The organism is Amycolatopsis sp. NPDC028719 (assembly GCF_055565395.1).
In genome coordinates this window covers 546,014-558,568 of sequence record NZ_JBVHUL010000001.1, presented here as the reverse complement: position 1 = coordinate 558,568, position 12,555 = coordinate 546,014, and the positions used below count along the sequence as shown (strand labels likewise).

Below are 12,555 nucleotides of genomic sequence, written 5' to 3'. Positions count from 1 at the left end.
CGGTCCACGTCACTTGATCGCCCCGATCGCCAGGCCCGAGATGAAGTGCTTCTGGAACCGCAGGAACACCGCGACCGTCGGCACGGCCGCGATGACCGAGCCCGCCGCGATCACGTTCCAGTTGGACACGTACTGCCCCTGCAGGCCGAGCAGCGCCGGCGTCACCGGCATCACCGTCCCGGTGCGCAGCACGGTGATCGACCACAGCAGGTCGTTGAACGTCCAGGTGAAGGCCAGCGCGCCGAGCGCGGCCAGCGCCGGGCGGGTCATCGGCAGGATGATCCGCCAGAAGATCTGCGCGACGCCGGCGCCGTCGATCAGCGCCGCCTGCTGGATCTCGTCCGGGATCGACCGCATGAACCCTTGCAGCACGAACGTGTAGAAGCCGAGGCCGAACCCGACCTGCACGACGATCAGCGCCGTCAGCGTGTCGTAGATGCCCAGCAGTTCGGCCAGCTTCGCGACCGGCACGAGCAGGATCTGCGGCGGGAGCAGGTTTCCCGCCAGCATCACCAGGATGATCGTGCGGCGCAACGGAATCCGGTAGCGGCTGAGCGCAAACGCAGCCGCCGAGGCAAGCAGCAAGGACAGCAGCACGGTCGGGATCGTCACGATCAGGCTGTTCAGCATCGCGTGCCCGCCGCCGCCCTCGCCCCACGCCTGCCCGAACCCGTCGAGCGAGAACGACGCCGGCAGCGCGCCGAGGCCGTTCGACGCGATGTCCGAGAACGTCCGGACGCTCGTCGTCAGCACCAGCACGATCGGCAGCAGCCACAGCACCGAGAGCCCGCCGGCGAGCAGGTGGAACCCGAAAGTCCGCGTCCTCCTCACGAGTCCTCCCGGAAGGCGCGCACGAGGTAGGTCACGATCACGCCGAACGCCAGCACGAAGATCACCACGGCCAGCGCGGACGCGTACCCGAGCCGCAGCGACTGGAACGCCGTCGCGTACATGTACGTGCTGAGCACCTCGGACGAGTGGTACGGCCCGCCCTTCGTCATCGACCAGATGACGTCGAACGACCGCAGGGAGTCGATGATGATCACCGACAACACCACGGAGTTGACGCTGCGCAGCTGCGGCCACGTCACGTTGCGGAACTGCTGCCACGCCGTGGCACCGTCCAACTTGGCTGCCTCGTACAGCGCCGGGTCGATGCCCTTGAGCCCGGCCAGGTACAGCACCATGACGTAGCCGAGCTGCCGCCACAGCGCCGGGACGAGCACCGCGTACAGCGCCGTCTTCGGGTCGGCGAGCCACGCGTGCTGCCAGCTGCCGAGCCCGATCGCGCCGAGCAGCCTGTTGACGACGCCGTCCGGCTGGTAGATCACCTGCCAGATCAGCGACGTCGCGACCAGCGAAAACACCACCGGCGTGAAGAGCGCGGCCCGGTAGAACCCGACACCACGGCGTTCCTTCTGCAGCAACGTCGCCAGCGCGAGCCCGCCGACGGCCGAGAGGCCGCCGAAGAGCACGAGCCAGATCACCGTGTCGAGCGCGGCGGTCTTGAAGATGTCGTCGGAGAACATCTCGGCGAAGTTCCCCAGGCCGACGAACGTGGGCGCCGAGACGCCGTCCCAGTTCGTCAGCGCCAGGTAGAACCCCTGCAGCGCCGGCCAGAACACCCAGAACCCCTCGACGACGAGGGGCACCAGCACGAACGCCAGCAGCACGGGCGAGATCCGGCGACGACGGCGTTTCGCGGACAGGAACGCCGTGTCGGGCCGTTTCGCGGTCAGCACCGCCATCTCAGGACTGCCAGACCTTCTGCGCGGCGGTCTGCCAGTCGCTCAGGATCGAGTCGAGCTCGTTGGGCTTCTGGATGAACCGGATCAGCGCGGCGTCGGCGGTCGGCTGCAGCGCGTCGGAGGAGTCGCGGTTGAAGAACTGCGTGATCTCCTTGGCCTCGGTGAGCAGCTTCCGTCCTTTTCGGACGAGCGGCGTGCCGTTGTCCTTGGCGGACGGGTTGGTCGGCAGGACCGTGCCGGAGGAGTTCTTGATGTAGAGCTCCTGCGCCTCGGCCGTCGCGACGTACTTGAACCACTCCTTGACCTCGGCGACGTGCGGCGTGCGCGCGCTGGCGAAGAAGCCGTCGGTCGGGCCCTCCTCGGCGACCGGTACCGCCGGGTCGAGGATCGGGAACTGGAAGAAGTCGAGGTCGTCGAGCGCGTCTTTCGGGGCGGCGTCGGCGAAGAACGTGCCGGTGAGCACCATGCCGGTGCGGCCCTGCAGCAGCACGGTCGTGGCGTCCTGGAACGCGATCGCGGTGCCGTTCGGGTCGAAGTACGGCAGGGCCTGGCGCCACGGGTCGAAGATCTTCTTGACGCGCGGGTCGTCGAAGCGCTGCTTGCCGGACAGGAGTTCGCGGTGGAAGGGCGCGCCGTTGATCCGGATGTTCAGGTAGTCGAACCAGGCGGACGCGGTCCACGGCGTGTTGCCGCCCGCGCCGAGGCCGATCGGCGCGATCCCCTTGCCCTTCAGGGTTTCGCACAGCGCGAGGAACTCGCTCCAGTTCGTCGGCGGCCGCACGCCCCACTTCGCGAAGTTGGACTTCCGGTAGAAGAAGCCCCACCAGTAGTAGGAAGTGGGGATGAAGACCTGGTGCCCGGCGCCGTCGCCGGAGAGCGCGCGGAACGCGGCGCTGTAGTCGCCCATCGTCTGCCAGACGTCGCCGACGTCGAGCAGCAGGCCCTTGCGCGCGTAGCCGGACAGCAGCGAACCCGGATACCACGTGTAGGTGTCCGGCGGCGTGGCCGCGGTGAGGTAGCTGGGCAGCTGGGTGCGGAAGGTTTCCGACGCGACGGTGTTGACCGTCGCCGTCGCACCGCCCTTCGCGCCGAACGCCTGGGCCAGCGCTTCGATCGCCTTCTTCGCCTCGGGCGAGGACAGGTTCGACTGGACGGTGACCGCGCCGGCGGCCTGCTTGACCGGGCCGGAGTTCGCGGAGGTGGCGCAGGCGGCGAGGAAGCTGCTCGACCCGATGGCGCCCAGCCCGGCCAGGCTCGCGTTGCGCAGGAAACGACGGCGGGACAGGCCTGCACTCGTCATGTCGTGACCCCTTTGTCGGTGGCGCCCTCGCGGGCGTGACTGCTGCCAAAGAGTGCAACCGGGCGACGCCAGTGTCAAGATGTATTCATAATTTATGACGACTTAGTGGGCGGCGTAGGATGGCTCCGATCACGACCTGCCAGCTGAGAGGGCCCTCCATTGACCGAACACCGGCCACGCGGGTTGCACGGCCAGACCGTGGAGGCACTGGCCAGCCGGATCCTCTCCGACGAGTGGGGCGAGGGCACCGTCCTGGACCTGCCGGCGCTGCGCGAAGAGCTCGACATCAGCCTGACCGCGCTGCGCGAGGCCCTGAAGGTGCTGGCCGCCAAGGGGATGATCGACGCCCGGCAGAAGCGCGGCACGTTCGTCCAGCCGCGCGAGAAGTGGAACCTGCTCGACGCCGACGTCATGCGCTGGCAGACCGCGGCCGCCGACGACCCGGGCCTGCTCGACGACCTCACCGAGGTCCGCACGGTCGTCGAGCCCGCGGCGGCGCGGATCGCGGCCGAGCGCGCGTCGGAGGAAGACCTCGAGTCGCTGCGGGAGGCGCTGGCCGACATGGCCGCGGCCGACGACGCGGAGGCGAGCGTCCAGGCCGACCTCGCGTTCCACCGGCGGCTGATGACCGCCACGCACAACAACTTCCTGATGCGGATGGAGCGGGTCATCGCGATCGGGCTGGCCGAGCGCGACAAGCTCGTGCACGGGGCGTCGGCGGCGGAGGATCCGGTGCCGAGCCACCGGAAGGTGTTCGACGCGATCGTGGCCGGCGATCCGGTGGCGGCGGAGCAGGCGATGCTGGCCCTGGTCACGAAGTCCCGCGACGACCTGGCCAAGGCGCAGCGCAAGGCCGAGACAAGTGCACGGCGGTAACTCGTCGATTAAGTAGATTGCACTGGATTCATGTTGTTGGTCGTGCCGTAATGGAGACATGACCGATGACAACGTTCTTGCGGCAATGGTTCAGGCGGCCGACGAGGCCGGATCAGCCTTGCTGGCTTCGTTCGACCCGGCGAACCGGCCGGCGGACCGGGCGGCGATGTACGAGCTCGGGACCCGCCTCGAAGCGGCCTCGACGGCGATCGTCCGCGAGGCGCTCGACGGCGTCGCGCCCGGGGTGGGCTGGTGGGACGAAGACGAGGCCGGCCGGGTCGTGCCGCCCGGCCGGTGGTGGGTGGTCGACGGCACCGAGGGCGCGGTCAACCACGTGCACGGCCTGCCGGAGTGGGGCGTGACGATCACGCTGGTCACGGACGGGCAGCCGGAGCTCACGGTGTTCCGCCGGCCGATCGGCGACCTGACCTACACGGCGACGCGCGGGCAGGGTGCTTTCCTCAACGGGCAGCGGCTGCGCGTCTCGGCCAAGACGGACCTCTCGGCCGCGGCGGTCACGGCGAGCCAGGGCGGCAACGACTCCGTTGTCTACGAACGGTTCGCGGGCGCGTTCGCGGCGATGGCTTCGCGGGCGTTGCTGGTGCGCAACACGATCCCGACGGTGTTCCCATTGCTGGGCCTCGCCGCCGGGCAGTACGACGTGTTCTGGCAGTACGAACCCGACCTGCCGGGCACGGCGTCCGGCGCGCTCCTGACCGGGGAGGCGGGGGCGTTCGTCACGGACCTCGCGGGTGGCGCCTGGGACGTCAACTCGGCCGACATCCTCATCGCCGCACCGGGTTTGCACGCCGCGGCGCTGGAGGTGCTGAAGTGAGCCGGGTGGCGGTGCTCGGCGCGTCGGGCGCGGTGGGCAGTGAGCTGGTGCGGCAGGCGCTTTCGCGCGGGCACGACGTGGTGGCGATCAGCCGTCACGCGTCGGCTACCGGTGACCGGCTGGTTTCGGTCGCGGCCGACGTCCACGACGCCGACGGAATCGCGGATGCGTTGCGGGACAGCGAGATCGTGCTCGACGCCCTGGGTCTACGGAAGGGCGATCCGCCCGGTGTGCTGACCGCCGGCGCCCGTGCGGTGGTGGCCGCGGGGCCGGCGCGGGCGGTGTCGGTGGGGGCGTTCGGAACCGGGCCGTCGGCCTCGGCGGCCGGATGGCTGACGCGGACGCTGGTGGAGCGGTTCATGAAGGCCGAGCTGCCCGACAAGGTGGGCGCGGACGCGGCGATCCTCGGCATGGGCGGCACGGTGGTCCAGGTGGGCCCGATGAAGAGCGGCCCGCTCAGCCCGACGCGGCGGGTGGTGCGTCTCGACTCCGTGCCCCGCCGGTGGTTCCCGGCGATGGTCACCCACGCGACGGTCGCGGCGGCGATGCTCGACGCGGCGGAAACCGGGCCACGCGGCGAGATTCTGGTAGCGCTGCCCAAGTGAGGTCGTGAGTGGGAAACAGGGTTAGAACACTGTTTCTCACTCACGACTCTCCAGCACGTCGGCCAGCGCCGTGCGGCAGTGGGCGCGCAGCCATTCGTGCGCCGGGTCCGTGTCGTAGCGGCTGTGCCAGCTCAGCACCACCGGCGACGAGGGCAGGTCCAGCGGCAGCTCCCTCGCCACCAGACCCAGGTCCGCCCGCGCCGGCGCCGTGGCCCGGACCGGCATCACCCCGACCACGTCGCTGTGCGCGATCGCCTGCAGCGCCAGCGCCGCCGTCGGGAGCGCCGCCACCACCCGGCGGCGCACTCCCAGCTCGGCCAGCGCCTTGTCGACCCCGTCCCGCAACCGGCCGCGCCGGGACACGATCACGTGCTCGGCCGCCGCGAACTCGTCGAGGTCCAGCGCGACACCGGCGCGGCTCACCAGCGCCAGGCGGTCCTCGCCGACGACGTCGTGGCTGATATCCGGCGATCCCGGCACCGTCGCCCCGACCTCCAGGTCGACGTGCCCGCGCGCCAGGTCGGGCGTGTCCACCGAGGCCTCCGCCAGCAACCGCAGCCCCATCGCGGGCGCCTCGGCGGACGCCGTGCGCAGCAACGCCGGGAACAGTGCCGCGAGCAGCGCGTCGTGCCCCTGGATGGTGAACGTGCGCCGCAACGTCGCCGGGTCCACCGTGCGGGCCGGGGCCAGCACCCGGTTCGCCCGGGCGACCAGGGTCCGCACCTCGTCGCGCATCGCCAGCGCGCGGGGCGTCGGGGTCATCGTCCGGCCGGTGCGCACCAGGATGTCGTCGCCGGTCGTCGCCCGGATCCGCGCCAGCGTGCGGCTCATCGCGGGTGGCGTGAGGTGCAGCCGGTCGGCGGCCGCCTGCACGGAGTTCTCCTCCAGCAACGCGTCCAAGGCGGTCAGCAGATTCAGATCCACCTGCGCGACCTTAACGACTCAGGGGCCGTCGAGTGCGTTCTGCAGCATCCGCGACGCCGCCGCGCGCGGGGCCGGGTCGATCGCGATCAGGGCGTTGACGACGGCGCCGTCGACCAGCGCCACCAGCCGTTCCAGGTCGGCCGCGCTCACCGGGGTGCCCGACCGCGCGAAGATCTCCGTGAGCAGCTCGTCGAGCTGGGCCGACAGCGTCCGCATCAGCGGCCGCAGGTAGGGGCGCCGGCCGGTCGCGACCAGGCGTTCGTAGCGCAGGAGCACCGCTTCCGCGTCGGCCTCCGGGTCGTCGGTCTCCGGCCCGAGCAGCATCTCCAGCACCAGGTCGACGGTCGCCTGCACGCCGCGGTTGCGGGTCGCCAGCTCCTCGAGCCGGCGGCGGCCCGCCGCCAGCTCGGCGTTCGAGTGGTGCTCGACGGCCGCCGTGACCAGGTCTTCCAGCGAGTCGAAGTAGTAGGTCGTCGACGCGAGCGGCAGCCCCGCCCGCTCGGCCACGGCCCGGTGCCGGACGGCGTCGAACCCGCCCTCGGCGAGCAGCTTCGCGGCGGCCTCGACGAGCGCGGCGCGCCGTCGTTCCCCTTTCGGGGTGGTCGCAGCGGTCATGACCGGTCATTCTGCCAACCGGGCGGCCCCGGGCTCAGAAGCGGGGCGCGAGAGCGTGCGCGAACGCCTGTACCTGGCCCGCGTACGGCGCCGTCGCCCCGGACGAAGGCACGCTGACCAGCACCAGCGATCCGCCGGACGCGGTGGCCACCTGGGCCGTGACCGTGCCGGCCGGCTGGGACTTGAAGACGACGGGAATGCCCCTCGGGTACACCGCCGCGGACACCTCGCCGCCCGGAACCGGGAACCCGGCGGAGCGCGAGACCGTCGAACAGGCGCCGCCCGGGACAGCCGGGGTACCGGTGACGTGGCCGGGGAGCTCGCCAGCGAGGGCGATGGCGAGCTCCCCGTCCACCTGTTCGCACCCGGAGGCGCCTTCGGCCAGCTGGCCGGTCTTCCCGCCCTGGTCACCTCCCTGCCGAGGTGGTTCGGACGAGAAGTTCGGTGACTCCCCACCGACTTCAGGACGTGCCGGGCTGAGCCCGGGTTGCCCCGATCCCGGCCCGGATTGCGACGACATGACCCCGTTGTCCGCGGACGTCAGTGCCTCGGGGGTACCCCCGGACAGCGCGCCGTATGCGCCGAAGCCGACGACCACGAGCGCCGCGGCGCTGACCCCGGTGGTGATCCGGTTGCGGCGCCGCACGGTTTGGCGGCGGGATTCGCGGACGACGTCGTCCTGGGAGAACGTCGGCGAAGGCGCTTCGCCGGGCGCGGCGTAGAACAACGAGCGCAGCTCCTGCTCATCCATTGGTCTCCACCTCCCGTTCCAGCACCTGCTTGAGGTTCGCCAGCCCGCGTGCGGTCTGGCTCTTCACGTTGCCTTCGCTGCAGCCCAGCGCCGTCGCCGCGCCGGTCACGTCGAGTCCTTCGAAGAACCGCAGGACCAGCACCGCCCGCTGCTTGGGCGGCACTTCCTTCAGCGCCGCGAGCAGGTCTTCCCTGGTCGCGACGAGGTCGTCGAGGCCAGGCGAGTCGTCGGCCGGCTCCGGCAGCACCTCGGTCTGCCATTCGCGCCGCCACGGACGCCGCGATTCGTCGATCGACGCCCGGACGAGCGTCTTGCGGACGTACGCGTCGGTCGCCGCGCGATCCCTGATCTTCTTCCACCTCCGGTGCAGCGCGACGAACGCCGTCTGCGCGAGGTCGTCCGCCCGGTGCCAGTCTCCGCAGAGCATGTACGCGGTCCGGCGCACGGCGTCCCGCCTGGCGGCGAAGTACTCCGCGAACTCCTCCTCGTCGCGCTGGTCCACGCGCAGTCGTGCTCCGCTCTGTTGTCGTCGGTGGGTAGGACGGAATCAGGGGCGTCCACGGTTGCACGGACCCCGTGGGTTCGACCACCCGAGGGCTGATTGATCCCGGTCGGGTGGGTGTGATGTGATCACTCTGTGACCTTCACCCTGCCGCCGCTGGACTTCCGTTCCGACACCGTCACCCGGCCGGATGACACGATGCGCGCGGCGATGGCGTCCGCGGAGGTCGGCGACAACGTCCTCGAGCGCGACCCGACGGTCCAGGCGCTGGAGGAGCGCGCCGCGCACGTCCTGGGCATGCCGGCCGCCCTGTGGGTGCCGAGCGGCACCATGGCGAACCTCATCGCACTGAGCCTCCACCTGCAGCGCGGCGACCGGTTCCTCGCCACGCGGGGCGCGCACGTGCTGACCAACGAGCTGGGCTCGGCGGCGTGGCTGGCCGGCGGGATGCCGGACATCCTGGAGCACGACGGCGGCCCGGGCCGCCCATCGCCCGACGCCCTCGCGGCCGCGATCGGACAACCCGGGCCGTACTTCACATTACGGACATCGCTGCTCTGTCTCGAGAACACCCACAACGCGGCCGGCGGCGCGGTGACCCCGCCCGACGAGCACGCCCAGCTGCTGTCCGTCGCGAAGGAAGCCGGCCTGACCGTGCACCTCGACGGCGCCCGGCTGTGGCAGGCCGCGGTCGCGCTCGAGGTGCCGCCCGCCGCGCTGACCGTCGGCGTCGACACCGTGTCGGCCTGCTTCAGCAAGGGTCTCGGCGCGCCGGTCGGCTCGGTCGTCGCGGGCAGCGTCGCGTTCGTCGAGCGGGCCCGCCGGATGCGGCAGATGCTCGGCGGCGGCGTCCGGCAGGGCGGCATCCTGGCCGCGGCCTGCCTGGTCGCACTGGACCGCGTCCCGGACCTGGCGGAGTCGCACGAAAACGCCCGGCGCCTGGCCGAGGGCCTGACCGAGCACGGCTGGGCGACGAACGTGCCGGACACCAACATCGTGCTCGCCCAGGTACCCGACATCCCGACCGCGCTGGCCTGGCTGGACTCGCTCGGGATCCGGGCGGTGCCGATGGCGGGCCGGGTCCGGTTCGTCACGCACCGGGACCTGAGCGCGGCCGACGTCGAAGAAGCCCTGCGCCGGATCAAGACCGGCGCCCGATGAGTACTGGGGACACTGTGAACTGGATCGTGTTCGACTACGGCGACGTGCTGAGCAAGCCGAGCCCGGCCCGCCCGGAGATGGCCGCGCTGATGGGCGCGCCGCTGCCGGAATTCGAGAAGGCGTACTGGGACTACCGGATTCCCTACGACGCCGGGAGCACTCCGCTCGAGTACTGGCAGACCATCGGCCAGGCCGTGGGCGTGCCCGTCGACGAAGCGCTGTCGGCCGAGCTGACGCGCGTCGACATCGAGGGCTGGGCGCACCTCGAACCGTCATCGCTGGCGTTGCTCGAGGCGCTTTCCGAGGCCGGCGCGTCGCTGGCGCTGCTGTCGAACGCCCCGGTGGTGTTCGGCGAATGGGTCCGCGCGCAGGACTGGGCGCGCCACTTCCGCGTGACGCTGTTCTCGGGTGACGTCCGGTGCGTCAAGCCGGACGCGAAGATCTTCCGCCTCCTGCTCGACGAGCTCGGCGCGGAGCCGGCCGACTGCCTGTTCTTCGACGACCGTCCGTCCAATGTGGAAGGTGCACGGGCGGTCGGGCTCAAGGCCCAGGTGTGGAACGGCGCCGACGCGGCGCGGGCGTGGCTCGAGTGAGCCACGCCCGGTCTGCGGGTTCGCTCAGTAGCGGTTGATGCGCCTCGGGTCCTTCTTGCCACCGCTGATGGCGCGGTAGCCGGCAGCGCCGAGGAAGACGATGCCGCCGATGATGGCGATCCACAAGACGGCCTTGAACACGAAGCCGAGCACGGCGCCGAGCACCATGAACGCCACCCAAGCGACGATCAGGCCGCCGACGATCTTCCAGAACATGGCTTCCTCCGATTGCTCCCGTGGCCCCTCCGGCCTGGTGACTCCACTGTGACACCTCGGCCGGGGAAACTCCCCTCGCAGAGCCAACGTTCAGGGATGAATCAGGGTTCCCCCTGGCCGAGCCAGGCCCCCAGCCGGCGGACGCCTTCGTCGATGTCGGCCGCGCTGCCGGCGAAGGAGAACCGGACGTACTTGCCGCCGTCGACCGGGTCGAAGTCGACGCCGGGGGTGATGGCGAGGCCCGTGTCGGCGAGCAGCCGCTGGCACCAGCTCAGGCTGTCCTGGGTGTAGGCGCTCACGTCGGCGTACACGTAGAAGGCGCCGTCGGCGGGGGCGAGCCGGTCGAGGCCGATGCTCTTGAGACCGGTGAACAGCCGGTCGCGGTTGGCGCGGTAGTGCTCGACGTGCGCGTCGGCCTCCGCGTACGCCTCGGGCGTGAAGGCGGCCAGCGCCGCGTACTGCGAAACCGCGGGCGGGCAGATGGTGAAGTTGCCGGTCAGGACGTCGACGGCGCGGTGGAGACGCTGCGGCACGAGCATCCAGCCGAGCCGCCAGCCGGTCATCGCGAAGTACTTCGAGAAGCTGCCGAGCACGAGCGGCTCGCGGCCGAACTGCCACGCGCAGTCGAGCTCGGCGCCGTAGGAGATGCCGTGGTAGATCTCGTCGCTGATCAGCTGCACCCCGTGCGACGCGCACCAGCCGGTGATGGCGGCGAGCTCCCCGGGCGGCAGGACGGTCCCGGTCGGGTTGCTGGGGCTCGCCACGATCAGGCCGTCGATCGGGCCGAGCTCGTCGAGCAGCGCGACGGTGGGCTGGAAGTTCGTTTCGGCGGTGGTGGCGAACTCGACGACTTCACAGCCGAGGACGGAGAGCAGGTTGCGGTAGGCGGGGTAGCCGGGCCGCGCCATCGCCACCTTGGCGCCGGGGTCGAAGGCGCTGAGGAAGGCGAGCAGGAAGCCCCCGGAGGACCCGGTGGTCACGACGACGTCCTGCGCACTGACGTCGAGACGGTATTTCCGCTGGTAGTGCCCGGCGACGGCCTCGCGCAGCTCGGGGATGCCGAGCTGTTCGGTGTAGCCGAGCGGGCCGCTCCGGAGGGCCTTTTCCGCGGCTTCGAGGACGGGCTTCGGCGCGGGCGCGGACGGCTGCCCGGCGGCGAGCGACACGAGATCGCCGTGACTCCGCTGCCGGGCACCGGCCGCGGAGAGGACGTCCATGACGTGAAAGGGCGGCACGCCGGCCCGCAGCGCGGGCCCGGCGAAGGCTCCGAGGTCGACCATGCGGCCAGGCTAACGCGGGGAGGCCGCGCTCACCGAGAAGCCGTGAAGGCCCTTCCCGGATCAGTAACCCTGGTAGGCACCGCCGTGGGCCATCGCCTTGATGCCCGGCACGTTCCCGAGGCCGCCGTAGCGGTCGTAGGAGTACCGGACACCGGCGATGATGTTGTCGACCGGGTTGTAGATGTTGTCGTGCCCGGGCAGCTTGTGGGCGTTGAACGTCGAGTCGATGCACTGCATGAGCCCCTTGGACGGGTGCCCGGCGGCGGCATTCGAATCCCAGTTGTTGATGGCGTTGGGATTGCCGCCCGACTCGTGCTGGATGATCGCCCAGATATTGGGGATGTCGGCGTCGGTGACCGGGACGCCGGCGGCCTGGAGCGCCTTGATGGCTTCCTGGATCCACTGCTGGACGTTGCCCGGGGGTGGGGAAGACGGAGGGCCGCCGCTGGGGCCGAGGCCCCCGCCGCCACCTCCGCCACCTCCGCCGCCTCCCCCTCCGCCACCGCCGTGGTGGGAGGAGCCGTTGCTGTGGATGCCGCCGGTGCTCTTCGGCGCCGCGGGGGTGCTGCTCGGCAGGGGGACCTGGTCGTAGCCGCCCTCGATCTGCTGGGACATCAGCTTCTGGGACGCCTTGATCTGCGTGTCGGCCTCGGCCTGCAAGGCGGCCACGTCGCCATCGAACCCGGCGGTGATGGTTTGAATGTCCTTTTTGGCCTGATCGAGGATCTCCGCGGCGCTCGGACTCGGCGCCGGCGTGCCGTTCTTCTGGGCCTCACTCGCGTCGTGGAGCGCCGTTTGCATGGCCGACTCGGCCGTGGTGTTGCGCTGGTTGACCGCGGTCTCGGCGGAGTTCTGCTTGTCCTGGACCTTGCGCTTGATCTCCGCGAGGTTGGCCTGCAGGGTGTCGAGGTCCTTGGCGACGTCCTCGAGGTGGGTCTGCACCTTGGTGCCGGCGTCGCGGACCTGGCGGACGTACTTGAAGAACTCGTCCGCCGCCGGCCCGGCCCACACCCCGGAATTGAGCGCATCCGTCGAGTTCTTCAACGACGCGGTGTGGTCGCCGGCGTTCTTGCCCGCCTCGCGGAACTGGGCGGCCGCCGCCGAAATCTTGTTCAGGTCGACCTTTTCGACCTGATTCACCTTCTTCAT

General features: G+C 70.8%; 15 protein-coding genes. 5 read left to right on the top strand and 10 right to left on the bottom strand.

The features are described 5' to 3' along the window. Window positions 1-9: 9 nt before the first annotated feature. Genes ACZ4TR_RS02695 through ACZ4TR_RS02685 form a run of 3 tightly spaced genes read right to left on the bottom strand, consistent with a single transcriptional unit; the run spans window position 10 to window position 3,048 of the window. Window positions 10-831 carry a carbohydrate ABC transporter permease gene (locus tag ACZ4TR_RS02695; protein ID WP_465285472.1) on the bottom strand — a complete coding sequence of 274 codons (822 nt, stop codon included), beginning with the start codon at window positions 829-831 and terminating at the stop codon, window positions 10-12. After that, window positions 828-1,748 carry a carbohydrate ABC transporter permease gene (locus ACZ4TR_RS02690; RefSeq protein WP_465285471.1) on the bottom strand — a complete coding sequence of 307 codons (921 nt, stop codon included), beginning with the start codon at window positions 1,746-1,748 and terminating at the stop codon, window positions 828-830. The genes ACZ4TR_RS02695 and ACZ4TR_RS02690 overlap by 4 nt, the downstream gene beginning before the upstream one ends. Before the next feature lies 1 nt (window position 1,749). Continuing rightward, complete coding sequence (locus ACZ4TR_RS02685; protein WP_465285470.1) at window positions 1,750-3,048, bottom strand: ABC transporter substrate-binding protein; 1,299 nt, start codon at window positions 3,046-3,048, stop codon at window positions 1,750-1,752. A gap of 159 nt (window positions 3,049-3,207) precedes the next feature. Here ACZ4TR_RS02685 and ACZ4TR_RS02680 point away from each other — a divergent pair, with 159 nt between their 5' ends. Genes ACZ4TR_RS02680 through ACZ4TR_RS02670 form a run of 3 tightly spaced genes read left to right on the top strand, consistent with a single transcriptional unit; the run spans window position 3,208 to window position 5,364 of the window. Next, window positions 3,208-3,924 (top strand): FadR/GntR family transcriptional regulator, encoded by a 717-nt coding sequence (locus tag ACZ4TR_RS02680; RefSeq protein ID WP_465285469.1) that lies wholly within the window; start codon window positions 3,208-3,210, stop codon window positions 3,922-3,924. 58 nt (window positions 3,925-3,982) lie between these two features. Further along, window positions 3,983-4,759: an inositol monophosphatase family protein gene (locus ACZ4TR_RS02675; protein WP_465285468.1), complete on the top strand. Its 777-nt coding sequence runs from the start codon at window positions 3,983-3,985 to the stop codon at window positions 4,757-4,759. Beyond that, window positions 4,756-5,364 carry an NAD(P)-dependent oxidoreductase gene (locus ACZ4TR_RS02670; RefSeq protein WP_465285467.1) on the top strand — a complete coding sequence of 203 codons (609 nt, stop codon included), beginning with the start codon at window positions 4,756-4,758 and terminating at the stop codon, window positions 5,362-5,364. Before ACZ4TR_RS02675 ends, ACZ4TR_RS02670 begins: the two co-directional genes overlap by 4 nt. 36 nt (window positions 5,365-5,400) lie before the next feature. Here ACZ4TR_RS02670 and ACZ4TR_RS02665 read toward each other — a convergent pair whose 3' ends face one another. From ACZ4TR_RS02665 to ACZ4TR_RS02650, 4 genes are read right to left on the bottom strand one after another with little or no spacing between them, the layout of a single operon-like run. After that, complete coding sequence (locus tag ACZ4TR_RS02665) at window positions 5,401-6,288, bottom strand: LysR family transcriptional regulator (RefSeq protein ID WP_465285466.1); 888 nt, start codon at window positions 6,286-6,288, stop codon at window positions 5,401-5,403. Between the two features lie 18 nt (window positions 6,289-6,306). Further along, window positions 6,307-6,903 (bottom strand): TetR/AcrR family transcriptional regulator, encoded by a 597-nt coding sequence (locus tag ACZ4TR_RS02660; RefSeq protein WP_364510688.1) that lies wholly within the window; start codon window positions 6,901-6,903, stop codon window positions 6,307-6,309. Window positions 6,904-6,937: 34 nt separating this feature from the next. Next, entirely contained in the window at window positions 6,938-7,654 is a 717-nt protein-coding gene (locus ACZ4TR_RS02655; RefSeq protein WP_465285465.1) for a hypothetical protein, read from the bottom strand. After that, window positions 7,647-8,156, bottom strand: coding sequence for a SigE family RNA polymerase sigma factor (locus ACZ4TR_RS02650; RefSeq protein ID WP_465285464.1), 510 nt, complete (start codon window positions 8,154-8,156; stop codon window positions 7,647-7,649). The genes ACZ4TR_RS02655 and ACZ4TR_RS02650 overlap by 8 nt, the downstream gene beginning before the upstream one ends. A 135-nt stretch (window positions 8,157-8,291) precedes the next feature. On the opposite strand from ACZ4TR_RS02650, the gene ACZ4TR_RS02645 reads away from it, so the two are divergent. Beyond that, window positions 8,292-9,317 (top strand): threonine aldolase family protein, encoded by a 1,026-nt coding sequence (locus ACZ4TR_RS02645; protein ID WP_465285463.1) that lies wholly within the window; start codon window positions 8,292-8,294, stop codon window positions 9,315-9,317. A gap of 14 nt (window positions 9,318-9,331) precedes the next feature. After that, window positions 9,332-9,910 (top strand): HAD family hydrolase, encoded by a 579-nt coding sequence (locus ACZ4TR_RS02640; protein ID WP_465286273.1) that lies wholly within the window; start codon window positions 9,332-9,334, stop codon window positions 9,908-9,910. A 24-nt stretch (window positions 9,911-9,934) separates the two neighbouring features. On the opposite strand, the gene ACZ4TR_RS02635 is transcribed toward ACZ4TR_RS02640, so the two are convergent. The 3 genes from ACZ4TR_RS02635 to ACZ4TR_RS02625 form a co-directional block, all read right to left on the bottom strand. Continuing rightward, a complete protein-coding gene (locus ACZ4TR_RS02635; protein WP_364510677.1) occupies window positions 9,935-10,126 on the bottom strand; it encodes a hypothetical protein in 192 nt (63 codons plus the stop codon). Window positions 10,127-10,227: 101 nt separating this feature from the next. Beyond that, on the bottom strand, window positions 10,228-11,406 hold the full coding sequence (locus tag ACZ4TR_RS02630; RefSeq protein WP_465285462.1) for a pyridoxal phosphate-dependent aminotransferase: 1,179 nt from the start codon (window positions 11,404-11,406) through the stop codon (window positions 10,228-10,230). Between the two features lie 60 nt (window positions 11,407-11,466). After that, the gene (locus tag ACZ4TR_RS02625; RefSeq protein ID WP_465285461.1) at window positions 11,467-12,555 is read right to left on the bottom strand and encodes a transglycosylase SLT domain-containing protein; all 1,089 of its coding nucleotides are present in this window, start codon (window positions 12,553-12,555) and stop codon (window positions 11,467-11,469) included.

Bases quoted from the DNA above. Each gene is read 5' to 3' on its own strand.
- ACZ4TR_RS02690 (WP_465285471.1), bottom strand. From the start codon at position 1,748: ATGGCGGTGCTGACCGCGAAACGGCCCGACACGGCGTTCCTGTCCGCG.
- ACZ4TR_RS02685 (WP_465285470.1), bottom strand. From the start codon at position 3,048: ATGACGAGTGCAGGCCTGTCCCGCCGTCGTTTCCTGCGCAACGCGAGC.
- ACZ4TR_RS02675 (WP_465285468.1), top strand. From the start codon at position 3,983: ATGACCGATGACAACGTTCTTGCGGCAATGGTTCAGGCGGCCGACGAG.
- ACZ4TR_RS02660 (WP_364510688.1), bottom strand. From the start codon at position 6,903: ATGACCGCTGCGACCACCCCGAAAGGGGAACGACGGCGCGCCGCGCTC.
- ACZ4TR_RS02655 (WP_465285465.1), bottom strand. From the start codon at position 7,654: ATGGATGAGCAGGAGCTGCGCTCGTTGTTCTACGCCGCGCCCGGCGAA.
- ACZ4TR_RS02635 (WP_364510677.1), bottom strand. From the start codon at position 10,126: ATGTTCTGGAAGATCGTCGGCGGCCTGATCGTCGCTTGGGTGGCGTTC.
- ACZ4TR_RS02630 (WP_465285462.1), bottom strand. From the start codon at position 11,406: ATGGTCGACCTCGGAGCCTTCGCCGGGCCCGCGCTGCGGGCCGGCGTG.
- ACZ4TR_RS02625 (WP_465285461.1), bottom strand. From the start codon at position 12,555: ATGAAGAAGGTGAATCAGGTCGAAAAGGTCGACCTGAACAAGATTTCG.